Genomic DNA, 25,788 nt, shown 5'->3' with positions numbered 1-25,788 from the left:
CATGAACATTTACGGTCTTATCGGGTATCCGCTTGGGCATTCATTTTCAAAGCAATATTTTACTGAAAAGTTTGATAAAATGGGTATTGCTGAAAACAATGCCTATGAAAAATTTGAATTGGCCGATATTCAGGATTTCCCTGATTTAATCCGAAATCAACCAGATTTAAGAGGGTTGAACGTAACTATCCCGCACAAACAGGCGGTTATGCCTTATCTGGATGGCCTCGATGCTTCGGCCGAAAAAGTAGGTGCCGTTAATGTCATTAAAATAGGAGAAGGGGGGAAACTGATTGGTTATAACTCAGATTACTATGGTTTTAAAACTTCTCTTGAAGCCTTTATACCTGCGGGTGGGGCATTGAAAGCATTGATTTTAGGCAATGGCGGAGCTGCCAAAGCCGTAGCGGCTGCCCTCAAAGATTTAGCTATTCCTTTCAAAGTAGTTTCAAGAACAAAATCGGCCGATACATTGACTTACGACGAACTGGCAGCCGAGCTAACAAATTATCAGCTTATTGTTAACTCTTCACCAGTAGGTACATATCCTAAATCTGATGTATGCCCTGATATTCCGTATGAGTTATTAACGCCTGAACATTATCTGTACGATTTAGTGTATAACCCCGTGCAGACACTCTTCTTAGAGAAGGGGCAGGCAAAAGGGGCAAAAATTCATAATGGGTTAAAGATGTTACATTTACAGGCAGAAAAAGCCTGGGAAATCTGGAATTCATAAGCAACCATATTTAATAAAAAAGCATCTAGTAAGCATTACATAAACCTTGCCTCAATTATGAAAACAAAAATCAGTTTATTGCTCTTGCTATTTTTTGTTACTGTTATTTCCTCATTTGCAGTTACTGCCGAATTGCAATATCAGGCAAAAAAAATTGATAACGAATTTGCTAAAGTAGAAGCATTAGAAAAGTATCTTTCTGAGCATCCAGAAGCTACTTTAGAAAGTGTTAAGCAAACAAACCCTGAATTACTGGAAGGCTTTGAACTAATTGAAACTACTGAAACAAATCTGTCGCCCATGAAAGAAATGCCAATTGTAGGTGGTTTTTGGTGGGGATGTTGTTTGGGTATTGTAGGTTTAGGTTTAGTATATATTATAACAGATAATGACCGCGACCAAGTGAAACAAGCATTATGGGGCTGTATAATAGCAACCCTTATCTGGGGTATTGGCGGTTTCTGGGACCCATTCGGTTGGTTTTGATATTCATAAAAAATACTTTCGACGCCACAAAGTTTTCGTACCTTTGTGGCGTTTTATTTTGCTAATTAACTCTATATGAAATTTAAAAAACACGTATTTGTTTGTACAAACGATAAAGAAGCCCCTAAAAAATCTTGCGGAAGTGTACATGGCATGGCCTTAGTAGAAGCATTTAAGGCATCAATCAAAGATAAAGGTTTAAACCTTGACATAAGAGCGCAAAAAAGCGGTTGTCTGGATGTTTGCGCCTTTGGCCCTTCGGTAGTAGTATACCCTGAAGGTGTCTGGTACGGAAACGTACAGCTGGCAGATATTGAAGAAATTGTGGAAAGCCATTTGGTAAATAACCAGCCTGTTGAAAGACTAATGCTTAAGTTTCCGGCAAGAGCCTAAGGCTGGCAATAAATAAGACACAGCAGCTATGTACAAGCACCTTTTTTTTGACCTTGACCATACTTTATGGGATTTTGAAAAAAACTCAAAAGAATCTCTGGCAGATTTGTATGCAAGTTTCGATTTGCATTCATGGAGTATTACTGACCTGAGTAGGTTTCAGGCTGAATTTTCGGTGGTAAACAAACGCTACTGGTCTTTGTTGGAAAGTAATCAGATTACCCACGAAGAGCTTCGCCGCCGCCGGTTCAGAGATACTCTTCTGAATTTGGGCGTGGAAGCTGACGAAACGCTGGGTTTGAAACTCAACGAGGCTTTTCTGGAGTTACTCCCGCAGAAATCTCATCTGATAGAAGGGGCTATCGAAGTACTTGAATTTCTGGCTCCTCACTACGAGCTACATATTATTAGTAACGGATGGCAAGATGTGCAGTCGAAAAAGATGAAAAGCTCGGCTATTGCACATTATTTTGCTGAGGTGGTAACTAACGAGAGGGCAGAAGCCCGAAAGCCTGACAAAAGAATTTTTGATTATGCGGTAAAAGTGGCTAAAGCCAACTTATCAGAAAGCCTGATGATAGGCGACAACTACGAGGCCGATATATTAGGAGCTATCAATGCCGACATGGATTCTGTGTTTTATAATCCTGATAATTTCTCTATTACGCAAAAGCCTACTTTTGAAATAAAGAAACTCCTTGACCTCAAAAATATTCTCTAGCCAAGCATACTCAAGATTTTACTACCAGCCTACATAAAAAAGCAGAGCTATGTTATGTGCATAGCCCTGCTTTTTAGTATAACCTTGTTTAGTTGCTTAAATATCTTGGGTAACGGGTAAATCGTAGCCCTATGGTAAAATCAACGCGGCTTAGATCCAGCGGTTTAGCTAGTTTTACCGTACCTTTTCCGTCGCTAAAATCCATTGACCGAATCTGTCCGTAATTATAACCTGCTTCTAGGCTTAAAATAATGTCTCGGCCTGTAATATCATTTCCTAACATAAAATCAATGCCTAATGTAGCTGCACCTCCAAAATCCCAACCTTTATAAGGAATTTTAGTGCCGTTATATTCCCCTTTGTCATTATAGAAATAAGCACCCGGAGCCAAACCCAGAATAACCATTGTTTTATAGTCGATATTCTTACGGAAATAAAACACAGGCCCTACAAATTTAGCCGAACGTTTATTGTTTAAACTTCCGGTGGTATCAATTAATTCGCCATTTTTCAGGAAACGATATTTTATGTTCTGGGCACTGTTTTTACTCTGGAAATCATGGAACATAATACCAAAGCCAAAATTATCAGTAGGGAAGTAGGAGAAATCGGCACCCCATGTCCAGCCCCTGAGTAGCTTTTCCTGATAAAGTCCATATTCATCCTTCGCGTCAATTTTAGCCAGCATGTTGCCAAAACCGCCTCTTACACCAACCCTGAATTTGAGATAATTATCAAATTCGTTCTTTTCTTTTTTAGGCGTAAGCGGTGCATTGACTTTATCGTCTTTCACTATGGTTTTTTCTTCCTTTTCAACTGTTTTCTCTGCCTGTTTAGGGGGCGAGGTAGTTGCTTTGGTATCAGCAGGAGTAGTTTGTTTGGTAGTTTTTTCTGGCGTAGCGCCGCTTTTACCTGTCTCTTTCGTATCCGAGCCTGATATAACCTTATTCCCTTTAGTGATAAGGTTTTCTGGGTAATAATTATATTTAAAGTCGCTTACAAGATTCTTGAAAATTTCGTTTCTCAGTATTTTTCCCGTAGGTGACAAATAGACGTAAATAAATTTGGTTGGAGTTTCGTCTACTATCCGGCACCTGATTTTCTCTCCGGCTTGTGTAGTAATCTGGTCTCTTTGCCCGAAAGATTTAGTTACAGAAAACAATAAAACTAGAAAAAATACAATTGTTGTTCTGGTTAAAAAGTTAATTTTATGGAACCCTAAGCCGCGCAATTCGGTTACTACAAAAGCAGGTTTTTGCAGTGTTTTGTTTTCTGTATCTGTTAATTCAGAAAACTTTAGGGAAAAGTTGTTAGTCGGTTGTGACATTTTTAAAACTATATTTTTTGAGACATATTACATGTTTATACAAAAACTATACCGAAAAACGCAATGTAATATCAGGCTCTCATAAGGTATTGATTCTCAATTCTTTATTCGCAGAAAACTGAACAAAATTTTGCTCTGCATTTTTACCTCTTTATTTGGTATATAACGGTAAAGTCAGAATTTCATTTGGTATATTAACAATTTATTAACTAAAATTTTGTGTTAAACACTTGACAGGAATAAGCGGAAATTCATATCTTTGATAAAACAAAAAAAAATCTTCTAAAATTAAAACCAAAATATACAATATGATATAAACCTCTACGTTAACTAAAATGAAATACAGAAATGGGAAAAATCCAAGTTAGCGATAGTGAACTAGTATCATTGTATATCCGCGGTAATGAAAAGGCTTTTGCCACACTTGTACAACGTTATAAGTCTAAAGTCTATACTACCATTTATCTTGTTGTAAAAGACCAGTACGTAGCAGAAGATTTGCTACAAGATACCTTTATCAAGGCTGTAGAAGTTTTACGTGAAGGCAAATACAACGAAGAAGGTAAGTTCCTTCCATGGGTACTCAGAATAGCTCACAATTTGGCAATTGACTATTTCCGTAGAGAGAAACGCTACCCTAGCGTAGTGTTTGAAGACGGAAGCAGTGTTTTTAACACACTTGAGTTTGCTGAAGACTCTATCGAGTCGATGCAGATTAAAAGAGAGTCTCATGAACATCTAAGAGATTTAATCAAACGTCTTCCTGACCAGCAGCGTGAGGTTCTGGTAATGCGTCATTACGATGACATGAGTTTCCAGGAAATAGCCGATGCTACTGGTGTAAGTATCAACACAGCGTTAGGTAGAATGCGTTATGCTCTCATTAACTTAAGAAAAATGATGAGTAAAACAGCATATGCTTATGATACAAACCTTTACCAATACGCAAAATGATGTCATCCGGTATTTGTACAACGAGACATCGAGCCAAGAAAACGCATTCATAGAAGACGCTTTGCTTCAGGATGCAGAAATACTTGACTTCTACCTCGATTGTGCCGATATCAAAACAGGTTTAGACAAAATTCAACTTTCGCCTTCGGATAAAGCGATAGATAACATTTTAAACTATTCAAGAAATTACCAGCCCAAAATTTAATTTTGGGCTTTTTGCTTGGATGCCATCCGGCTATAAACGCTAATGTCATCCTGCCAAAAGTTGGCAATTCTTTAAATCATCATTACCTTTGGTTTTTCATAGAATCAAAAGTAAGATGTCTGTTATTATCTCTCCTGTTACCGAAAGTTTACAGAATTTTCTGGCTCAGAAAGACTATTCAAAAATTATAGTTCTGGCTGATACCAATACGAAAAAATTCTGCTATCCTTTCATCAAAAATTCTTTGCCCAAACATACGCTAATTACTGTTAAAAATGGCGAAGAATACAAAAACCTAATCACTTGTGAGCAAATTTGGTCGGCAATGACCGATGCTGAATTAGACCGACACGCACTGATGATTAATCTGGGTGGTGGTGTAATAGGCGATATGGGTGGTTTCTGTGCAGCAACTTACAAACGAGGCATAGATTTCATTCAGATACCTACAACGCTACTGGCACAGGTCGATGCCAGTGTAGGCGGTAAACTTGGCATTGATTTCCACGGATTCAAGAATCATCTGGGCGTTTTTACGTTGCCTAAAGCAGTATTAATTGACCCCGTGTTTCTGGAAACCCTTTCGGAAAGAGAAAAACGTTCGGGTTTTGCAGAAATAATTAAACATTGCCTGATTCAGGATGGCGAGAAATGGGACGAAATCAGAAGGAAAGATTTAGACCAGCAGAACTTCCCTGATTTAATAGCGCACTCCGTAGCCATTAAGAAAAAAGTGGTTGAGCAAGACCCCACCGAAAAGGGTTTACGCAAGATTCTGAACTTCGGACACACACTTGGCCATGCCGTTGAGACCTATTTTTTGGATAAAGGCAAAAAAAAGTTGCTTCATGGCGAAGCTATTGCAACCGGAATGCTTTCTGAGTCGTATATATCTTTTGAAAGAAATCTGATAACTGAGCAAACATTAGCTCAGATTGAAGAGTTTATATTTTCGGTGTATGGCAAGGTGCCTATGAAAGAACAAGATTTCGAGGCCATTATAAAGCATACACAGCAGGACAAAAAAAATAAAGGAAAAGAAATACGTTTTTCGTTGATTAATAGTGCAGGTAGTTGCTTATATGACATAGCAGTATCGAAAGAGGAAATGAAAAAAGCCTTGGCATATTACGTGAATTGATGGAACAGGTTTTTTGAGAATACTGCATAAACTACCATTCGGATAAGTTAAAACGTATGTTATTTGCTCGGTAAAGTAGTCAAATCAATCAATAAACTTATCTTGACTTTTTGGTAAACACTCGGTAAATTTGAATGGACACGTGCCTTGAAATTTTATGAGTTTGTTTATAAATAAGTAAAGTAGTAAGCTGTATTTAATCAAATAATCTGTATACCTTATGAAAAAATTGTATTTATTTTCTGCTCTTATTGCGCTGGGTGTCGCATTTTCAGGTTGTCATTCCCTCAAATTGATGGTAGACAATGATTATAGTTATGACACCGACTTTACCAAGTATAAAACCTATAATTTTCTTAATTGTGAAATTGACACCTCGTTTGTTTGTACGGAAATTCAGGATGCTATTCGCCGCCAAATGAAAGCCAGAGGTTATAAGGTAACAGACAAAGAACCCGGTTTGCTGGTAAGTTATAGTATTATTCGTGACCGTGTAGATTACAAAGGGTATTTTCAGCCTGCCCTTGACCGTTGGGTAAACCATTTTGATGAAGACGATACCTACAAAACACAGAACTTCCATTTCGGAGGGGGCATGATTCTGGTATCGTTACTTGATGCTGAAAGCAGCCGCCTTATCTGGAGAGGATATGCTTCCGGTGTTTTTAACAAAAATGTAAACAAACCCATTAATTACTATCGGAATGTAGTTCGGAATATCTTTGACCAGTATCCTTTATTTGCCGCCGGAGAAAAACCGCGCAAAATCGAAGATTTTTAAGGCAGTTGCCTCAGCGGTATAGGCTCCCCACAAGGTAAGTATCAGGTGCTACGTTTTAAGCCCTAACAGAGTATTTTTAAGTTAAAACCACTTATTTGCTTCTTTGTAAGCGCACAAACCTTAAACTAAATTAATAAAGATTTTATATTTTAAACACATAAAATGAGGAATGTAAGTGTTCCTCATTTTCTATTCATGACAATGCTAACAGTTTACGGAATACCTAATTGCGACACAGTAAAAAAAACACTCGACTGGCTCAAAACCAACAACATTGCTTATCGGTTTCATAACTATAAGACCGAGGGTATCAATCAGCAAAAACTTGAAGAATGGCTTACACAAGTGCCATTGGAAAAATTGGTTAACAAGGCATCGGCTACTTTCAAAGGATTTTCGGAAGAAGAAAAAAGCCAGATAACAGACCCCGCATCGGCCATGAAATTAATGACCGAACGAAGCTCTGTGATAAAAAGACCAGTGGTTGAGAACGGAAAAATTCTGGCTATTGGTTTCAAACCAGAAGAGTATAAAGCTATATTTAATGTTTAGGTTTATGGAATTTTACTAGCCATAGCCTTTTTCAGAATCCTGACGGCATCTTCAGTTTCTTTGAAATTCATACTGGCAAACCCCATACGACAAGCGTTTAGTGTGGGGTTTTCTTGTGTAAATATTTGTCCGTCTGATAAATACAAGCCTTGTTTGGCTACTTTTTCAGAAAGGGTTTTCAGAGGAAAATCAGGCGTAAAATTTGCCCAGATAGCCATACCACCGTCAGGAATTCTGAAATCTATATTTTCGCCTAACTGTTTTTTTAGTAAATCACAAGTAAAATCCCGCCTTTCGCGGTATACTTTCAATGCTTTGGTGGCATATCGTTTTAAGTCGCCGTTTTCGAGCATATCAGCCAGACAAAATTCTAGTACAGTATCGTTCTGCCTGTCAATCACTCTTCTGAGTCGGGCCATTTCATCAATAATGGTTTCGTTTGCAGCTACATACCCAACCCTGAATGCAGGAGCAATCTGTTTACTGAAAGACCCCAGATAAATAACCCATCCGGTTCTGTCGGCACTTGCTAGCGGCAAAATAGGCGCGTTCGAATAATGATAATCATAATCGTAATCATCTTCAATAATAAAAAACTGGTACTTTTCTGCCAGTGTGAGCAGTTTAAGGCGTCGTTCGGGTTTTAGCGTAACCGTAGTAGGGTGGTAATGATGCGAGGTAACGTAAACCATCTTGACAGGCTTTTGCTGGCATATTGTTTCAATGGCATCTATTTGTAATCCGTCTTCATCAACCGGAATTGTAACCAGTTCAGCCCCTAACTGCCTGAATGTCAGATTCGCCGCCCTATAATTAAGCTCACCCACAATGGCCACATCATTTGGTTGCAGAATAGTGAGCCCTGCCAGATAAATACCCATCTGGCTGCCCCTCGTAGTGATAATATTATCGGCCATAGCTCTTATTCCGCGGGTTTCGCTCAGGTATTTAGCAAACAAGGTTCTGAAACGAATGGCTCCTTTGGGGTCTGTGTACCCAATAAGTGCAGGGTCGGCATAGCGGATATAATGCGCATATAGCCTTGCCCATTCTTCACGAGGAGCCAAACGAACATCGGGTAGCCCGTCGTTAAAAGCCAGTTTGTGCGTAATATTGGGTGGCGGATATATAAAACTATGTTTATTAAGCTTGTTTTGTAGTGTTTGGTTAATGGTATCTCGGTGGGTTTGGGTTGTTAAAGCCAGAGGCTTAACAACGGGTAGCTTTTCTGTGATAAAAGTACCCTTTTGGGGTATAATTTCCAGCCAGTTCTGCGACAACAGTTCATCATAAGCAGCTATAATGGTTTTTCTATGGACGGCAAGCAGCTCGGCCATTTGTCTGGTGCCGGGTAGCTTGACACCCGGTTGCAGTATACCATCCTGAATGCTTTTAATAATAGCACTCGAAATCTGTATATAAACGGGTAAAGCCGAAGACTTATCGAACGGAATAAGAATTTTATAAGGAATTTTCATCTGGACTACCTGATGTTATTAAAATGGACGCACATAGTAATCCAGTAAAAATATAATTTTGCCTCATCATTTACAATATTTATTTAGTCAATTATGTATCCGATTACGCCAAGTACCAAAATGAGCCGAGTGGCTAAACGAGGGCATTATGATGAAGCCACCATTTATCAGATTTTAGACGAGGGGCTTTTTTGCCATATAGCTTATGTGCATGAAAACCAACCCATGATGATACCCACCGGCTATTGCCGTATGGGAAACAAACTTTATATTCATGGGTCTGTCGGGAGTCATTTTATGCGGAATCTGGTCGATGGGCGCAGGGTTTGCCTGACGGTTTCGCTGATTGATGGTCTGGTGCTGGCACGTTCGGCGTTTAGCCATTCGGTTAATTACAGGTCGGTAGTAATGTTTAGTTCGGGTACTTTGGTTACAGACGAAAAAGAACGTTGGGATGCCCTTGAGGCTTTTACTAATCATGTGATTCCGGGGCGTTGGGAGGAGGTCAGAGAACCCAATGCCAAAGAAATGAAAGCTACCATGGTTATTTCGTTCGAGATTGAAGAGGCTTCGGCTAAAGTGCGTTCGGGTGGCCCTAACGATGACGAAGAAGATTATCAGGTGCCTGTATGGGCAGGTGTATTGCCATTGAAATTACAAGCACAGACACCAATTACAGACCCCAAAATGCTATTTGATAAACCCGTACCCGATTACGTAGTAAACTATAAAAAATAAGACTTATAAAGCAAAGAGGGTTGGCTATGAATAAATAATAGCCAACCCTCATGAAGCAAATGATATAGTTTTTGATAATATTTTCAGATACCATATTTTTCTACACGCCTGTACAAGGCTTGTCTGGTGAGGCCCATTTCGCGGGCGGCTTCTGTAATATTTCCATTGAACTTTTTCAGGGTTTTGATAATCAGCATTTTTTCCATTTCTTCTAACTGAAAGGTCTGGTCAAACGAAGGCATAGCTTCTTGCTGCTTTTCTAACGGATGCCCTTCAAAAAAGTCTTCGGGTTGTAGCACATTTCCCTGACACAGAATAACAGCGCGTTCAATGGCGTGTTGTAGCTCACGTACGTTACCAGCCCAGTGGTACCGTTGGAGTTGTTTTACTAATGCCGCACTGATAGAACTTACCGGACGATTATATTTTTTCCGGTACAGTTTAAGGAAATGGTCGGCCAGTGGCAGAATATCCTCAATTCGTTCGCGTAGTGGGGGCAGTTTAATTTCAATTGTATTTATACGATACAACAAATCCTGACGGAAAGTACGCTGCGCTACTCTTGCATGAATAGGCTCGTTGGTGGCGCAAATCAGCCTTACATCAATATTTTTGGCTTTGCTTGAGCCTACTTTTGTTACGCTACGGTTTTGCAGTACTGTTAGTAGCTTAGCTTGTAAAGGCAGGGGGATATTCCCGATTTCATCCAGAAAGATAGTTCCTTCATTCGCTTCCTCAAAACGCCCGATACGGTCTTCGCGGGCATCAGTAAAAGCACCTTTTACATGCCCGAAGAGTTCGCTTTCAAATAATGTTTCAGAAATTGAGCCTAAATCGGCGTGTACAAAAGGTTTATCGGCTCTGTCTGACTTCTCATGTATAGCCCTGGCTATTACATCTTTACCTGTACCGTTTTCGCCCAGTATCAGAATATTTGCATCAGTAGCCGCTACCCTGTCAATGGTCTCAAATATTTTTTGCATGGCAGGGCTTTTGCCTATAATTTCAACTTTACTTTCGGCTTTACGTTTGACGGTCGGTGTTTTGCCTGTGCGTTGTTCTCGTATTTCAAGGGCCGACTGCATCGTGGCCAACAATTTTTCGTTTTCCCAAGGTTTCAGTACAAAATCAGAAGCCCCCACTTTAATGGCCCGCACAGCCATTTCAACATCTCCGTAGGCCGTAAACAACACTACCGATGCCTGAGGGTCAATATCAAGTATGCGGTCGAGCCATTCGAAGCCTTCTTTACCCGTATTAACATCACGTGTGAAATTCATATCGAGCAATATTACATCGTAATTGCCATTTGAAACCAGAAACGGAATTCGCTCAGGATTTTTTTCAATATCGACTTGAGTAAAATGCCTTTTCAAAAATAACTTAGCTGCACTTAATACATCTACATCGTCGTCAACAATTAAAAGTTTTGACATAATTCAGGTTAAGATTAGTAAAAAATCTTGTTAAAAGAGTTTTTTTATGCATTTTACGACAAAAATTATTCCTTTCAAAAATGAAATTTACAAAAGCTCGAATAATTCATTGATAATAAACCGATTAATTTTTTTTGCCAGAAATGGCAGTTAAAGCACATTCGTCCGTGAGCGTACAAGTATTGTCCGATTTCGGACAATTTTAAAATTTATTTTTTTTATAAATAACTGATTATCAGTTGTTTGAAATATTTGGCACACAATATGAATTATAATGTACAGATTTAAATCTTATTCTTAATTAGTAAATTAACAATTAGTCACAGCGCCAATTTGCCTTAACACAAGTTGCCTAGCAATTCTAACAATTACAATGGACAAGCAGATAAAAAAGAAATTCTGGAGTAGACAGCGAATCTTATTAACCATAGGTGGAGTATTATTTGCATCATTTGCAGCGTATAGCCTGCTTTTTGCTGACCGACGCTCTACTTTGAATGCAGAAAAAGATAAAATGACTATTTCGCAGGTAACTAATGGTAATTTTGATGAATTCATAGTAGTTACAGGAGTAGTTTTACCTTTAAGAATTATTCGCTTAGATGCCATCGTAGGAGGCTACGTGAAAGAAAAAGTTGTGGATGGTGGTAATATGGTAAAACAAGGACAAGTAATATTAAGACTAGAGAACCAAAATCTGAAACTAAACTTCTTGCAATCAGAAACGGAAGCAAGCCGACTGGTAAACGATTTACAAAATACACGCCAACGCTTGAAAGTAGAGAAATTCACGATTCGTAAAAATATGTCGGACCTTGACTTTTTAATAGCGCAGTCGAAAGATTTATATGAGCGTAACAAAAAACTTTATACCGATAAGGTAATTCCTGAGGCCGATTACCTGAAAGCAAAACGTGACTATGAAAAACTGGTAAGCCAGAAAGAAATTGACCAAGAGTCACAAAGGTATCAGGAAGAAAACGCAGCCATGCAAATAAAACAATTGGAAGGTACTTTGGAACGTACCCAGAGAAACGTACAATTGTGGCGCGAAACCCTCGAAAACCTTGTAGTAAAGGCTCCGGTTTCAGGTTTGTTGTCTTCGATTGATGTAGAGGTGGGGTCGAATATTAATCAAGGCCAGAATATTGGTCAGATTGATGACCTTAACGGATTTAAAATGCGGGTTGATATTGACGAGCATTATATTTCAAGAATTTTTGCAGGGTTAGGTGGTTCGTTTGAATTTAATGGAAAAGAGTATCCACTCGAAATTACAAAAATATATCCTGAGGTTCGTAACGGTCGTTTTCAGGTAGACATGATTTTTTCAAAAGGTGTTCCTGAAGGCATTAAAAGAGGGCAATCGTCTCCTATCCGTCTGGAGTTAGGCAAAGCTACCAAAGCAACGCTTCTACCGGTAGGTGGTTTCTTCTCTGATACCGGCGGAAACTGGGTGTATGTAGTCGATAAATCGGGTTCTAAGGCTATAAAACGTAAAATTACTTTAGGCCGCAAAAACCCTGAGTACTTTGAAGTATTAGAAGGCTTACAAGTAGGCGACCAAGTAATTACTTCATCTTACGAGAATTTCGGCGATAACGAAGTACTTCAATTAAAATAATAAATAGTTAAACAACCCTTTGATATTCAAGCATATAAAAAACAAAATTATGATAAAAATATCTAATCTTCAGAAAGTATTCACTACCGAAGAGGTAGAAACTACCGCCCTCAATGGCATTGACATAAACATTAAAGATGGCGAGTTCGTCGCTATCATGGGGCCATCAGGTTGCGGAAAATCAACCTTGCTCAATATCATGGGCTTATTAGATAACCCTAGCGAAGGAAGCTATGACTTTTATGGAGTTGAAGTAGCCAAATTAAGTGAAAGAGAACGTGCCTCACACCGTAAAGGCAATATCGGTTTCGTTTTCCAGAGCTTTAACCTTATTGACGAACTAACAGTATATGAGAACGTGGAACTTCCACTTTTATACTTGAAAACACCTGCTACCGAGCGTAAGAAAAAAGTAGAAGATGTGTTGGAACGTATGAATATCATGCATCGCCGTAACCACTTCCCACAACAGTTATCGGGTGGTCAGCAACAACGTGTAGCAATTGCACGTGCCGTAGTTGCCAAACCGAAATTGATCCTTGCCGATGAGCCTACTGGTAACCTTGACTCTACCAACGGAGAAGAAGTAATGAAACTCTTGCTAGAGCTTAACAAAGAAGGTACTACCATTATTATGGTTACGCACTCGCCTCATGACGCAGGATTCTCGCATAGAACTATCAACCTTTTCGATGGAAAAGTTGTAACAGAGAACTTCCATATATAAAAGATATTTTCTGACTGGTTAGCCAGAATAAAGACGAGTTAGTAAAAAATGAAGCAGAATAGGCTTATTATGGTAAAAATCATAGTAAGCTTTATTTGCTATTGTCATACTTCAAGCTCTTTCACTTCCCATTCTAAATTATGAAAAAACTATGCTAAAAAATTATTTCAAAATCGCACTTCGTAATCTCTGGAAAAACAAATCGTATACCTCAATCAATGTAGTTGGGCTTTCGGTGGCTTTTGGTTGTGCCATTTTGTTATTCCTGACAGCTTATTTTGAATTTACCTATGATAACTTTCAGGCAAACAAAGACCATATTTATAAGGCATATTTCAAAATTAATCGCCCTGCTAAGGTCGATTATCAGGCCAATTTGTGCGCACCACTTACACCCGCGTTAAAAACCGATTTCAATGCAGAAATCAAATACGCTACTCGTATTGTTGGTGGGGGCGTGCAGATTATGCAGGGTGAAAAAAACATTGATGAAGGCGTAAACTATGTAGATGCCGATTTCCTGAAAATGTTTTCTTTTAAAATGCTCAAAGGAAACGCCGATGTAGCCCTTAACGACCTGCGAAGTGTAGTTTTGAATGAAGAAGTAGCCGAGAAGATATTTGATAAAGCCGACCCTATCGGTAAAACAATCAATATGAATTTCGGAGGTAAAATTGAGAGTTTTGTCGTGACAGGTGTAATGGAAAAAGCACCCAAAAACTCGTCGATTACTAACGAAATGCTGATGCGTTTTGAAAACAACCCCGAATACCAGAATACAAAAGACAAATGGGACTCAGACTATCATGATGTGTTTATACAACTAGCCGACAAAGTAGACTACCTGAGTTTTGAAAAGCGGTTAAAATCTTTCACCGAAAAATATTACAAAAGCAATATTGAGCAACTGAAAAAAGATGGTGCCAAACCCGACGAACGAGGCGAAGTAAAAAGTCTGCGTTTGTTGCCTTTTCCTGACCTGCACTTCAGCAAATATGCAGGCAGTGGCCGCTCAATTGATGTTTCGTATCCTTTCATATTGCTAATTATCAGTGCTTTAATTTTACTGATAGCCTGCATTAACTTTATTAATCTTTCGATTGCCCGCTCAATGACACGAGCCAAAGAAGTTGGTATGAGAAAAGCACTAGGAGCTTTAAAATCTCAGATTATCGGGCAATTCTGGGGCGAAGCCTTCATTATTTGTATTGTAGCTTTTGGTATAGGGTGTTTGCTGGCAACAGTACTCATGCCTCAGTACAATGCCTTGTTCAGAAGTTCCATTTCTTTTGATAACCTCCTCAATCCAATTGTGGGCGTTTTGTTACTTATCAGCTTTTTGTTAATTACGCTTCTTGCGGGTGGGTATCCTGCCTTTGCTGTGGCAAGGTTCAATACCGTAGAAGTATTAAAAGGAAAAGTAAAAGTGAGTTCACGCTCTGGGGGTATCCGAAGCGCGCTTATTGTAGCACAATTCAGCATTGCTATTCTGTTAATCAGTTGTACGCTTATTATCTGGAAACAGATTGATTATCTGCAAAACAAACCTCTGGGCTTTGACGAAACACAGGTAATTAGTTTTCCGGTAGGCAATGAAGTAGAAGGAGGTAAACTGCTCGAGTTTATGCGTAACAAACTGGCTAATACTTCACAGATTGTAAGTGTTACCGGAGCCGATATTAACGTTGGAAGAGGCAAGGATGGGTCGACTTATAAATCGGTTTATGGTTTTGAGATGGAAGGAAAAAGCTACCGTACCAATGGTCTGAATATAGATTATGATTACGTAAAAACGCTTGGGTTAACGCTTCTTGCCGGAAGAGACTTCTCAAGAGCATTTCCATCAGATAAAGAACGTGCTTGTGTTGTAAACGAAACAATGGTTAAACAATTAGGATTCAAAAATCCTATCGGGCAAAAAATTGCCATTGGAGACAGCATCGGCAAAACAATTGTAGGTGTAGTAAAAGACTATCACTTTGAGTCATTAAGAAACAAAATTGAGCCAATGACCTATTTCCTGCAAGGCGAATTTGGCTTTAGCTACATTTTTGTAAAACTTACCCCTGATACTCCGAAAGAAACCATCGATTTAATCGGCAAAGCCTATAAAGAAATTGCCCCACGCTCTGAATTCCTGCCATCGTTTCTTGATGAAAATACCAATAATCAGTATAAACGCGAAGAAAGAATGTCGCAGATGGTAATGAGCGCGGCAGTACTGGCTATTATGTTGTCGTGTATGGGTTTATTTGCTATTGCCCTCATGATGATGTCGCAGCGTACCAAAGAAATTGGCATCCGCAAGGTGCTAGGTGCAAGTATTCCAAATTTAGTAACGCTGCTTTCAAAAGAGTTTTTGGCTCTGGTAGTTATTGCCATTCTGATAGCCTCACCGATAGCCTACTATTTAATGGATAAATGGATTGAAGATTTTGCCTACAAAACAGAAATCAGCTGGTGGATTTTTGGCTTGGCAGGAGTAGCGGCTTTATTAATAGCCTTGTTTACAGTAAGTTATCAGTCTATAAGGGCTGCATTGATGAATCCGATTAAATCACTGAAAAGTGAATAACCGCCCAGCGGGTGTAAGCAATAGCATTAAAGAGAATTATCTGTATTAAAAAAAGACCCATTTCCAGAAAAAACATGATACGTAATTATTTAAAAATAGCACTCCGTAAGTTGTGGAAAAACAAAATACATACGTCTATTAATATGCTTGGGTTGGCTATTGCTTTTGGCAGTAGCATCTTGCTATACCTTACGGCTTCTTATGAATTTTCTTATGATACGTTTCATAAAGATGCTGACAGGGTATACTACCTTTATTTTAATAGTGCTGATAAAACCGGTAAACCAGAGTATAGTGCGGCAATGGCGTATCCGCTTACGCCTGCATTAAAAGCTGAGTTTCCCGAAATAGAAGCAGCTACCCGTTTAAATTGGGGTGGGGGAGCTATAACGTATCAAGGCAAAAAATTTGAAAGAAATGTCAGAACAGTTGATGCCGATTTCCTGAAAGTATTTTCTTTCCCGCTTCTGAAAGGTAATATAAATACAGCTCTGGCCGACAAAAACGGGGTTGTCATTAGTAAAACCACCGCACAAAATATATTTGGTAAAGAAGAACCCATCGGCAAGCAATTATTAATAGAATTGTCGGGAATAAAAACGCCCTTTATTGTATCTGGTGTAATAGACGATGCTCCCAAAAACTCTACCGTCGAATATGATGCGCTGATACGCACCGAAAATTATAGTGGTTACGAAACCCTGAAAGATAAATGGACTAGCCAGAACCATCAGGTATATATAAAACTGGCAGCTAATACAACACAAGCCTCGACCGAGAAACGTCTGGAATCGTTGGTAAATAAATACATGAAAACCACAGAGGAAGATGCAAAAAAATCGGGTCGAATGAAAAACGTAAGAGGGCAATACCTGAGTTTATTATTAATGCCTCTTAAAGAGGTACATTTCGATACCATAACCGGCTGGGGAAGTGGTGTAAGTAAAAGTTATATCTACACTTTATTAACCATTGCCTTGCTGATTGTCTTGATTGCATCTATCAATTTTATTAACCTTACTATTGCCAAATCGTTTACGCAGGCCAAAGAAGTGGGTGTTCGTAAATCATTAGGAGCTAATAAAGGGCAGCTTTTCTTGCAGGGTTGGGGCGAAGCCTTCCTGGTTTGTATAGTAGCTTTAGTAATAGGCTTGGGCATGGCTTATGCCTTTTTACCACAATTTAATAAGATATTTCAGTCAAACCTTTCTATCCAGAATTTTCTGGTTTCTCAGAATTTGCTCATTACTTTAATGGGCTTCTTCTTAATTACGCTTATAGCCGGAGGGTATCCGGCGTTTGTTTCGTCTCGTTTCAATATTGTGCAAGTATTAAAAGGCAAACTTACCCGTAAAAAACCCGGCGTGTTGCGTAATTCCTTAATTATTGTTCAGTTCTCAATTTCCTGCCTGCTTATCAGTTGCACGCTGGTAATTTTTGAACAACTCAAATTCCTTCGGGACAAACCACTCGGATATAATAAAGAGCAGGTTATCAGTGTGCCTGTTGGTAGTGCATTAAACAGCCAGACAGCCGTACAACAGTTTCGTAATGAGTTATCAAAATATACAAGTATTGCTTCGGTAAGTGGGTCTCAAATAAATTTTGGTAACGGGCTTGACGGCAGCTCTTCCAGAAGTACTTACGGGTTTGATTATTATCCGAACGAAAGTGATACCAAGCATTCAAAAAGTATTGTAACAGACTGGTTACGTGTAGATTATGACTTCTTAAAAACAATGGGAATCAAAACCATTGAGGGCAGAGATTTCAGCCCAACCTTCGGTACAGATTCTACGGCCCTGATTGTAACCGAAAGTCTGGTAAAACAAATGGGCGAAAAACATGCAGTAGATAAATTCCTGATGCCCGACTCGGCTGTGGGCAAGCAAAAAGTTATTGGCGTTATTCCAGATTTCTATTTGTACTCTTTACGCAGAGAAAGCCGTTCTATTACCCTCGAAATGGCACCTAAAGGGCGGGTTAGTTATATCCTGATAAGAACACAATCTCAGAATCTGACGGAAGCAATGGAACTGGTTAAGAATACATGGAAAAAACTAGCTCCTAAGGAAGAATTTAAAGGCTCGTTTATCAACGAAAACGTTGACCGTTGGTATAATAAAGAAGAACGCCTCTCGCAGATTTTCAGCCTTGCGGCGGGCATCGCTATTATACTTTCGTGTATGGGGCTGTTTGCCGTTGCCTTAATGATAATTGAACAACGTACCAAAGAAATAGGTGTGCGTAAGGTCTTGGGCGCGAGCATCGGTAGTATTGTGAATCTTATTTCGGTTGACTTCCTGAAAATGGTCGGCATCGCTTTTGTATTGGCAACACCTGTTGCCTATTATGCCATGTATAAATGGTTACAAGACTTTGCCTACCGTACAAGTCTGGCTTGGTGGATTTTTGCTTTGGCGGGTGTGCTGCTGGTAGTAATTGCCTTGCTCACAATCAGTTATCAGTCTATCAGAGCTGCATTAATGAATCCTGTTAAATCTCTAAAAACAGAATAACTGAACCAAGTGGCTTGCAGCCTGATTCTTTAATCCTACAAAATTATGATTCGTAATTATCTGAAAATTGCCTTTCGTAGCCTGCTTCGTAATAAGAGCTACGCATTTATTAATGCTACTGGTTTGGCAGTAGGTATTGCTGCCTGTCTGCTTCTGTTTCTGATTGTTCAGTTTGAATTGAGTTTTGACAATTTCCATACAAAAAAGGATAGAATTTATCAGGTTGTTTCGGAGTTTAATTACGGCGGTATCAGTTATGGCAGAGGAGCCCCTTTACCTGTTCCGTTGGCCTTGAGAACAGACTACCCACAACTGGAAAAAGTAGCAGGAATAGCCGAAGCAGGAGGGCAAATAAATATTTATGATGCAAAAAAGCAAAACATTGAAAAGAAGTTTAAAGACGAAGGGGGAATGTTTTATGCAGAACCTGAGTTTTTTGAAATTTTCGATTTCCCGTTGCTTTCAGGTAATGCAAAAACGATGCTTTCTGAGCCGAATACGGCCGTTCTGACGCAGGAAATGGCAGAAAAGTTTTTTGGAAACTGGAAAAGTGCTATCGGAAAAACAATAAATATAGATAATGACAAACAAGGATACCGAATTACAGCCATACTTAAGAATATACCAAAAAATACTGATTTTCCGCTAAAAGTAGTATTTTCTTATAAAAACTTCCTGTCATATAATAAAAATAATATAAATGATTGGGAGAGTGTATCAGGTAGTTGGAATTGCTTCCTTTTGCTTCCTCCACAAATATCAGGAGCAAAATTTAATGCCTTCATGCCTGACTTTGACAAGAAGCATAAAACTGCTGAAGAAAGAAGCCGTGTGCGTAACTTCATACGCCCATTGAGTGAGTCTCATTTCGATAGCCGCTTTGGTAATTTTACACACCACACCATAAGCCCCGAAATGATTTGGGTATTAGAGATAATAGGAGCATTTTTATTATTAGTAGCTTGTGTGAACTTTATAAATCTGGCTACTGCACAGGCTGTTAATCGTTCAAAAGAAGTAGGTATCCGAAAAGCATTAGGAAGCAATAAGGCTCAATTGAGAAGCCAGTTTTTAGGCGAAAGTGCCTTAATAACACTTATGTCGATGATTGTGGCTATTTTACTGGCCCAAATAGCATTACCTTTTCTGAACAATCTGCTTGATTACCCCTTGAGTCTTTCGTTTATAAACAACCCCATTTTATTATTGTTTTTAGTTGTAGTGGCTGTGGTGGTTATCTTCCTTTCGGGTTTTTATCCGGCTTTGGTTATCTCAGGGTTTAATCCGATTCTGGCTCTGAAAAGTAAAATCACGGCTAAGTCTGTTGGGGGCATCTCATTGAGGCGTGTACTGGTGGTTTCACAGTTTTCGATTGCTCAGTTTCTGACTGTGGCAACACTGGTAGTAGTTAGCCAGATGAATTATTTCCAGAATGCCTCTCTGGGTTTTGATAAAGAGGCAATTATCAGAATACCACTTCCTAATGATAGCACCGGACAAGCCAAATATGATTTGTTAAAAACACAGTTATTACAGCAAACGGGCGTAAAAAATGTGAGTATTGCGTTCAGGTGTCCGGCGGAAGGAAACGACTGGAACAGCCCTTTCCAATATGACCACCGGCCTAAAGATACTGATTTCTCGGCCTTTCTGAATTGGGCCGATGCCGACTATTTTAAAACCTTTAACCTGAAATTTGTTGCGGGTAAGGGCTATGCGGCAAGTGATACTGTTCAGGGCTATGTAATAAACGAAACAATGGTAAAGAAATTAGGCGCAAAGAATGCCGAAGAGGTTTTGGGCAAAGAAATTAATTTCTGGGGTGGTAAAATGAAAGCCCCCATTGTAGGTGTCATTAAAGATTACCATGCAAGGTCTCTGCACGGAGCCATTCCTCCGCTAGTAATAGCTAGTAGGAAAAACTTCTTTGGAGTAATGGGAGTAAAACTAGAAGCGCAGAATATGCAAAGCGGGCTGGCATCAGTAGAAAAAATCTGGAATAAACTTTTCCCTGATTATCTATATCAATATGAATTTCTTGATAAAAGCATTGCTAATTTTTATCAGCAGGAAAGGAAATTATCTATTCTCTATGAAATTTTTGCTGGCATTGCCATTTTTATCTCTTGTTTGGGCTTATACGGTTTAGTATCCTTCATGGCTGTACAACGTACCAAAGAAGTAGGTATCCGCAAAACATTGGGTGCATCTGTGGCTCATATTGTTTATTTGTTTTCAAAAGAATTTACCCTCTTAATAGGCGTAGCCTTTTTAATTGCTGCTCCGGTTGGGTATTATTTCATGCACAACTGGCTAAAACAATTCGAGTACAGAATTGATATTGGTGTAGGTATTTTCTTACTGGCTATTATGAGTTCAATTGCCATTGCATGGCTTACAGTAAGCTATCAGGCTATTAAAGCCGCATTAGTGAATCCAATTAAATCATTAAAAACAGAATAGCACTAAGCTAAATATACAGGGCTAAAATATTGGGCCACATATACTTGGTTTTTGCCTCAATCATAATAACCATGATATTCAACTATTTAAAAATCGCCTTTAGAAATCTTATTAAAAATAAGGTTTATTCGTTCATCAACATCATGGGGCTTGCCGTGGGCATGGGCGTTGCCATGCTGATAGGGCTTTGGATTAATGATGAATTGAGCTTTAATAAATCGTTCGATAATTATAATAAGCTGGGGCAGGCTTATATGAATCAGACCTTTAACGGACATACAGGCGCACAGATGGCCGTTCCGCATCCGTTAGGGAAAGAGTTGCGTGAAAAGTATCCTGATTTCAAGGATGTTGCAATGACCTCATGGAACAATGACCATATTATAAGTTATAAAGAGTCTAAAATTACCAAAAAAGGCATACACACAGAGCCTGCTTTCACCCGTATGTTTTCGTTGAAAATGGTGAAAGGTCAGCAAGATGGACTACAAGAGACAAATTCAATCATGCTTAATGAGTCTCTGGCAAAATCGCTTTTTGGCAGTGAAGACCCGATTGGAAAAATCATAAAATTCGACGCAAAGGCCAATATGAAGGTAACTGGCGTTTTTCAGGATTTTCCGCATAACTCAGCAATGGCAGAGGTACATACGCTGACCCCGTGGGCTTATTATTTGGCAGATGAACAATGGGTTAAAAGGGCTGCCGATGAGTGGGATAACAACTCTTTTCTGTGTTATGTCCAGCTTAACGACAAAACAAAATTTGAGCCTCTTTCGGCAAAACTAAAAAACCTTGTTTTAAATAAAAGAAATCAGGAAGGAAAAGTATCTAAACCAGAGTTGTTTATACACCCTATGAGCAAATGGCATTTATATGCTGAATTTAAAGAGGGTGTAAATGTTGGTGGCCGTATTCAGTTTGTATGGCTGTTTGGTGCCATAGGCGTTTTTGTATTGTTACTGGCATGTATCAATTTCATGAATCTGAGCACAGCCCGCTCTGAAAAACGAGCTAAAGAAGTAGGGGTGCGCAAAGCAATAGGTTCGGTTCGTACACAACTTGTTAATCAGTTCCTGAGCGAATCAATGTTGGTAGTTTTTATTGCCTTCTTTATTTCGGTTAGTCTGGTATCTATTTCGTTACCGTGGTTCAACGATTTGGCCAGTAAAAAAATGACAATGCTCTGGGCAAACCCTGTATTCTGGATAATAAGCCTAGCGTTTATTCTTATTACTGGTTTGTTATCTGGCAGTTATCCTGCGCTTTATCTGTCTTCTTTTGAACCCGTAAAGGTACTTAAAGGCACTTTCAGGGTAGGGCGTTTTGCATCAGTGCCACGTAAGATTTTAGTAGTTGTTCAGTTTACGGTATCCGTAACACTCATTATCGGAACCATTATTGTGTATCGGCAAATAGAATACGCCAAAGACAGACCCATCGGATATGACCGCAGCGGTTTGATATATGTAAACATGACAACACCTGATTTGTATGGTAAGTATGATGTTATCCGCAACGATTTATTAAATACTGGCATGGTCGAAAACATGGCTGAGTCATCAAGCCCCGTTACGGGTATCTGGTCGAGCAACGTAGGTTTTTCATGGGATGGCATGGAGCCTAACGCACAGCCTCTTTTTGGTACTATTGCCTGTACACATGATTTTGGTAAAACAATAGGTTTCCAATTTAAGGAAGGACGCGATTTTTCAAGAGATTTTAAAACCGATACATCAGCTATTATTCTTAATGAATCGGCGGCAAAAATGGTTGCTTCTAAGGGTGTAGTAGGTAAGTTCATTACTTGGAACAACAGACGGTTTCATGTAGTAGGAATCGTGAAGGATATGGTGATGCAATCGCCGTATGAACCAATGATGCCTACTGTTTTTATTATGGACTATAACTGGGCTAATGTAATTACAGTTAAGTTAAAACCCACTGTTAGTGCAAAAGAGGCATTAAGTAAAGTAGAGAAGATATTTAAAAAGTATAATCCGGGTAGCCCGTTTGATTATCAATTTGTAGACCAAGAGTTCGGGCAGAAATTTGCTGCCGAAGAGCGTATCGGCAAGCTGGCCTCTTTCTTCGCTGTTTTAGCTATCTTTATTTCGTGTCTGGGCTTGTTTGGGTTAGCGTCGTTTGTTGCCGAACAGCGCACAAAAGAAATAGGTGTCCGAAAAGTATTAGGGGCATCGGTGGTGAATCTCTGGACACTATTATCAAAAGATTTTGTAATCTTGGTGATTATCTCCTGCCTGATAGCTATTCCGATTGCTTACTACTTCCTGAACGACTGGTTGCAGAAATATGAGTATCATACAGGTATTGCATGGTGGATATTTGCTGCGTCAGGGGCTGGTGCGTTGGCTATAACTTTACTTACAGTAAGTTTTCAGGCCATTAAAGCGGCGTTGATGAATCCGGTAAAATCGTTAAAATCAGAATAACAAACAGCAAGGGTATATCATGAAATCTAACAAATTTTATTGTATACCCTAAAACTAATATCAACATGATTCGTAGCTATTTAAAAATTGTCCTTCGGAATCTTATCCGCCATAAGATATTCAGTTTTATTAATATTACGGGCCTGGCATTGGGTCTGGCGGTATCAACGCTTATTCTGTTGTTTGTTTCGCATGAGGTGAGCTACGACACATTTCATACAAATTATAAGCGAATTTTTCAGGTAAAGGCTTCCTTAAAAATGGGTGAGCAAGAGTTCGCTTTCTCACACATGTCGCCACGTTTGGGCGATGCCCTCAAAGAAAACTCAGCCTCAGTAAAAGCGGTGGGCCGTATAACTTCTCCATGGGATTTAACCTTAGAAACCAACCCCCGACATCGATTCAAGGAGTCAGGGTTGATTTTTGTTGATGAAGGCTTTTTCAAAGTATTTGATTTTAAGATTCTAGAAGGCAATGTGTCGGCAATTACAAGACCTTATACTATTTTTCTGACGCCCGAAATGGCACTAAAGTATTTCGGTAAAGAAAATCCTATTGGTAAAACGTTGAAATTCAACAAAACAACAGATTTGGAAGTAGTGGGTATTGTAGAAAAAAATCCGTCAAACTCAACTATTGCCTACAACTTTATAGCCTCTATGGCAACACATCTGGCCGAAAACAAAAAGAATTCTCCTCAATTTTATACAGATGAAAAACTAAATAAAATTTCAACCGGCGATTATGAAACATTCGTGTTACTTGATAAAGCCGAGAATCAGGCCAATGTAACCAATGTCTTGAAAAAACTAAGTGCGCAAAATACAGATAATAAAGACATAGTTTTTTCGCTTAATTATTTTGCTAACCATTTAGGTGTCGGAAATAACTATCTGAGCGACAGGCTCATGTATGTTTATATTTCTAGCGCGGTAGCTATTCTGATTCTGTTACTGGCGTTAGTCAACTTCATGAACCTGACCACCGCTAGAGCAACAACCCGAGCCAAAGAAGTAGGTGTCAGAAAATCAATAGGGGCAAATAAACTTGGTCTTACTACACAGTTCTATGTGGAGTCGACCTTGACTATTTTTATAGCCTGTGTTCTGGCTGTAATTCTTTTTAAAGCTCTTCAACCTGTATTATATACATTACTGGAGTTAAAAATTGATACTGGTTTTTTGGTTAATCCGTACTTCCTGACCTCGCTGGGTATGGTGTTGCTCATCAGTATACTACTGGCTGGGAGTTATCCGGCATTTGTGCTAACCAGATTTAACCCTGTTGAAGTACTGAAAGGTAAGTTTCAAGGCAAAGGTAACGCCACAATCAGGCAATCTTTGACTGTTTTTCAATTGGCCGTTTCTTCGGTGCTGATATTCTGCTCAATTATTATTTTCGGGCAAATTAAAAAAATGCGTAACAAAAATCTGGGCCTCAATAAAGACCAGATTGTAACCATTAATATTGACGGACAAGCGCATGGTAAAACCGAAGCTTTAATCAATGAAATTAGTCAGGTTGAAGGAGTCGAGAAAATGTCGGGTTCAAAAAACCGGATTTTCGCAGAAGGCTACAATATAAGCGGAGTGAAGAAAATCGGTGCTAAAGACAATTCAATAGCCTCAATGGTAGGTGTGATTATTTTTGAAGTAGATTCGGCTTATGTTGATTTGTTTGCTATTCAGTGGAAAGCAAAACCTGAACGTTTGCCAAGCGATTTAAGAAAGAAAATTCTGCTGAATGAGTCGGCCGTAAAAACACTGGGCGGGAATATAGCTACTATCAAGAATCTGGAAATGGGAGAAAATGAAGCCGTCGAGGTTGTAGGAGTGCTGAAAGATTTTAACTATTTCAGTACCAAAAACGAGGTAAGACCTTTAATGCTGAAATTTATTACTGATACGCATGACATTGACCACCTGAATATTAAAATCAAGAAAGATGCCGACATGGTAAATACCATCGCGCAAATAGAAAAAGCCTATAACCGCTATAAAGTAGAAGAGCCTTTTACGTATTATTTTGCCGACGACTCGTTCGATAAATTATTCAAATCAGAACAGCGTATTGCAAATATATTCGGTGCATTTACGGGTATTGCTATTTTTATTGCCTGTCTGGGTTTGTTTGGGCTTATTACTTTTATTGCCGAACAAAAAACCAAAGAAATAGGTGTCAGGAAAGTACTAGGGGCTTCTATCTTCAACATTACCTCGCTGCTGTCAAAAGATTTTCTGAAACTGGTATTAATAGCCATAGTTATAGCCACTCCGGTTGCTTATTATGGCATGAATCAATGGTTACAGGATTTTGCCTACCGTATTGAAATATCTTGGTGGATTTTTGCCGCAGGAGGGATGGGAGTAATAGTTTTGGCCCTACTGACGGTAAGTTATCAGGCTATTAAAGCAGCTCTGATGAATCCGGTAAAATCGTTAAAGTCAGAGTAGTTAAAAACAATAGCCTGAAAGAA

At 39.1% G+C, this 25,788-nt stretch carries 20 protein-coding genes; 17 read left to right on the top strand and 3 right to left on the bottom strand.

The window, feature by feature from the left end:
- The first annotated feature begins 1 nt into the window (after position 1).
- From WAA15_RS20520 to WAA15_RS20505, 4 genes are all read left to right on the top strand, one after another.
- The gene (locus WAA15_RS20520; protein ID WP_337044712.1) at positions 2–739 is read left to right on the top strand and encodes a shikimate dehydrogenase family protein; all 738 of its coding nucleotides are present in this window, start codon (positions 2–4) and stop codon (positions 737–739) included.
- Positions 740–796: 57 nt separating this feature from the next.
- Positions 797–1,225: a hypothetical protein gene (locus WAA15_RS20515; RefSeq protein ID WP_337044711.1), complete on the top strand. Its 429-nt coding sequence runs from the start codon at positions 797–799 to the stop codon at positions 1,223–1,225.
- A 75-nt stretch (positions 1,226–1,300) separates the two neighbouring features.
- The gene (locus WAA15_RS20510) at positions 1,301–1,618 is read left to right on the top strand and encodes a (2Fe-2S) ferredoxin domain-containing protein (protein WP_337044710.1); all 318 of its coding nucleotides are present in this window, start codon (positions 1,301–1,303) and stop codon (positions 1,616–1,618) included.
- A 28-nt stretch (positions 1,619–1,646) separates the two neighbouring features.
- Positions 1,647–2,339 carry a YjjG family noncanonical pyrimidine nucleotidase gene (locus WAA15_RS20505; RefSeq protein ID WP_337044709.1) on the top strand — a complete coding sequence of 231 codons (693 nt, stop codon included), beginning with the start codon at positions 1,647–1,649 and terminating at the stop codon, positions 2,337–2,339.
- 88 nt (positions 2,340–2,427) lie between these two features.
- Here the strand turns inward: WAA15_RS20505 and WAA15_RS20500 are convergent, their stop codons facing one another.
- Positions 2,428–3,666: a hypothetical protein gene (locus WAA15_RS20500; RefSeq protein ID WP_337044708.1), complete on the bottom strand. Its 1,239-nt coding sequence runs from the start codon at positions 3,664–3,666 to the stop codon at positions 2,428–2,430.
- Positions 3,667–4,014: 348 nt separating this feature from the next.
- Between WAA15_RS20500 and WAA15_RS20495 the strand changes: the two genes are divergently transcribed.
- From WAA15_RS20495 to WAA15_RS20475, 5 genes are all read left to right on the top strand, one after another.
- Positions 4,015–4,620, top strand: a complete 606-nt coding sequence (locus WAA15_RS20495; RefSeq protein WP_337044707.1) for an RNA polymerase sigma factor — start codon at positions 4,015–4,017, stop codon at positions 4,618–4,620.
- On the top strand, positions 4,589–4,825 hold the full coding sequence (locus WAA15_RS20490; protein ID WP_337044706.1) for a hypothetical protein: 237 nt from the start codon (positions 4,589–4,591) through the stop codon (positions 4,823–4,825). The genes WAA15_RS20495 and WAA15_RS20490 overlap by 32 nt, the downstream gene beginning before the upstream one ends.
- 115 nt (positions 4,826–4,940) lie before the next feature.
- Positions 4,941–5,966 carry a 3-dehydroquinate synthase gene (aroB, locus tag WAA15_RS20485; protein ID WP_337044705.1) on the top strand — a complete coding sequence of 342 codons (1,026 nt, stop codon included), beginning with the start codon at positions 4,941–4,943 and terminating at the stop codon, positions 5,964–5,966.
- A 220-nt stretch (positions 5,967–6,186) separates the two neighbouring features.
- The gene (locus WAA15_RS20480) at positions 6,187–6,747 is read left to right on the top strand and encodes a DUF4136 domain-containing protein (protein ID WP_337044704.1); all 561 of its coding nucleotides are present in this window, start codon (positions 6,187–6,189) and stop codon (positions 6,745–6,747) included.
- 201 nt (positions 6,748–6,948) lie between these two features.
- A complete protein-coding gene (locus WAA15_RS20475) occupies positions 6,949–7,299 on the top strand; it encodes a Spx/MgsR family RNA polymerase-binding regulatory protein (RefSeq protein ID WP_337044703.1) in 351 nt (116 codons plus the stop codon).
- A 2-nt stretch (positions 7,300–7,301) separates the two neighbouring features.
- On the opposite strand, the gene WAA15_RS20470 is transcribed toward WAA15_RS20475, so the two are convergent.
- Positions 7,302–8,777 (bottom strand): aminotransferase-like domain-containing protein, encoded by a 1,476-nt coding sequence (locus WAA15_RS20470; RefSeq protein ID WP_337044702.1) that lies wholly within the window; start codon positions 8,775–8,777, stop codon positions 7,302–7,304.
- A gap of 93 nt (positions 8,778–8,870) precedes the next feature.
- Here WAA15_RS20470 and WAA15_RS20465 point away from each other — a divergent pair, with 93 nt between their 5' ends.
- Positions 8,871–9,515, top strand: a complete 645-nt coding sequence (locus tag WAA15_RS20465; protein WP_337044701.1) for a pyridoxamine 5'-phosphate oxidase family protein — start codon at positions 8,871–8,873, stop codon at positions 9,513–9,515.
- An 83-nt stretch (positions 9,516–9,598) separates the two neighbouring features.
- On the opposite strand, the gene WAA15_RS20460 is transcribed toward WAA15_RS20465, so the two are convergent.
- On the bottom strand, positions 9,599–10,951 hold the full coding sequence (locus tag WAA15_RS20460) for a sigma-54-dependent transcriptional regulator (protein ID WP_337044700.1): 1,353 nt from the start codon (positions 10,949–10,951) through the stop codon (positions 9,599–9,601).
- A gap of 373 nt (positions 10,952–11,324) precedes the next feature.
- Here WAA15_RS20460 and WAA15_RS20455 point away from each other — a divergent pair, with 373 nt between their 5' ends.
- The 7 genes from WAA15_RS20455 to WAA15_RS20425 all read left to right on the top strand — a co-directional run bounded on the left by WAA15_RS20455 (position 11,325) and on the right by WAA15_RS20425 (position 25,765).
- Complete coding sequence (locus WAA15_RS20455) at positions 11,325–12,575, top strand: efflux RND transporter periplasmic adaptor subunit (RefSeq protein ID WP_337044699.1); 1,251 nt, start codon at positions 11,325–11,327, stop codon at positions 12,573–12,575.
- Between the two features lie 49 nt (positions 12,576–12,624).
- Entirely contained in the window at positions 12,625–13,302 is a 678-nt protein-coding gene (locus tag WAA15_RS20450) for an ABC transporter ATP-binding protein (RefSeq protein ID WP_337044698.1), read from the top strand.
- A gap of 151 nt (positions 13,303–13,453) precedes the next feature.
- A complete protein-coding gene (locus WAA15_RS20445) occupies positions 13,454–15,877 on the top strand; it encodes an ABC transporter permease (RefSeq protein ID WP_337044697.1) in 2,424 nt (807 codons plus the stop codon).
- A gap of 74 nt (positions 15,878–15,951) precedes the next feature.
- Complete coding sequence (locus tag WAA15_RS20440; RefSeq protein ID WP_337044696.1) at positions 15,952–18,396, top strand: ABC transporter permease; 2,445 nt, start codon at positions 15,952–15,954, stop codon at positions 18,394–18,396.
- A 45-nt stretch (positions 18,397–18,441) separates the two neighbouring features.
- Positions 18,442–20,859, top strand: a complete 2,418-nt coding sequence (locus WAA15_RS20435) for an ABC transporter permease (RefSeq protein WP_337044695.1) — start codon at positions 18,442–18,444, stop codon at positions 20,857–20,859.
- Positions 20,860–20,930: 71 nt separating this feature from the next.
- Positions 20,931–23,312 carry an ABC transporter permease gene (locus WAA15_RS20430; protein ID WP_337044694.1) on the top strand — a complete coding sequence of 794 codons (2,382 nt, stop codon included), beginning with the start codon at positions 20,931–20,933 and terminating at the stop codon, positions 23,310–23,312.
- Positions 23,313–23,377: 65 nt separating this feature from the next.
- On the top strand, positions 23,378–25,765 hold the full coding sequence (locus WAA15_RS20425) for an ABC transporter permease (protein ID WP_337044693.1): 2,388 nt from the start codon (positions 23,378–23,380) through the stop codon (positions 25,763–25,765).
- Positions 25,766–25,788: the final 23 nt, after the last annotated feature.

Origin of the sequence: Emticicia sp. 17c (assembly GCF_037153985.1) — a bacterium.
Classification (GTDB): Bacteria; Bacteroidota; Bacteroidia; order Cytophagales; family Spirosomataceae; genus Emticicia.
The sequence above is the reverse complement of the archived record's forward strand: the minus strand, read 5'-3'. Positions and strand labels throughout refer to the sequence as shown.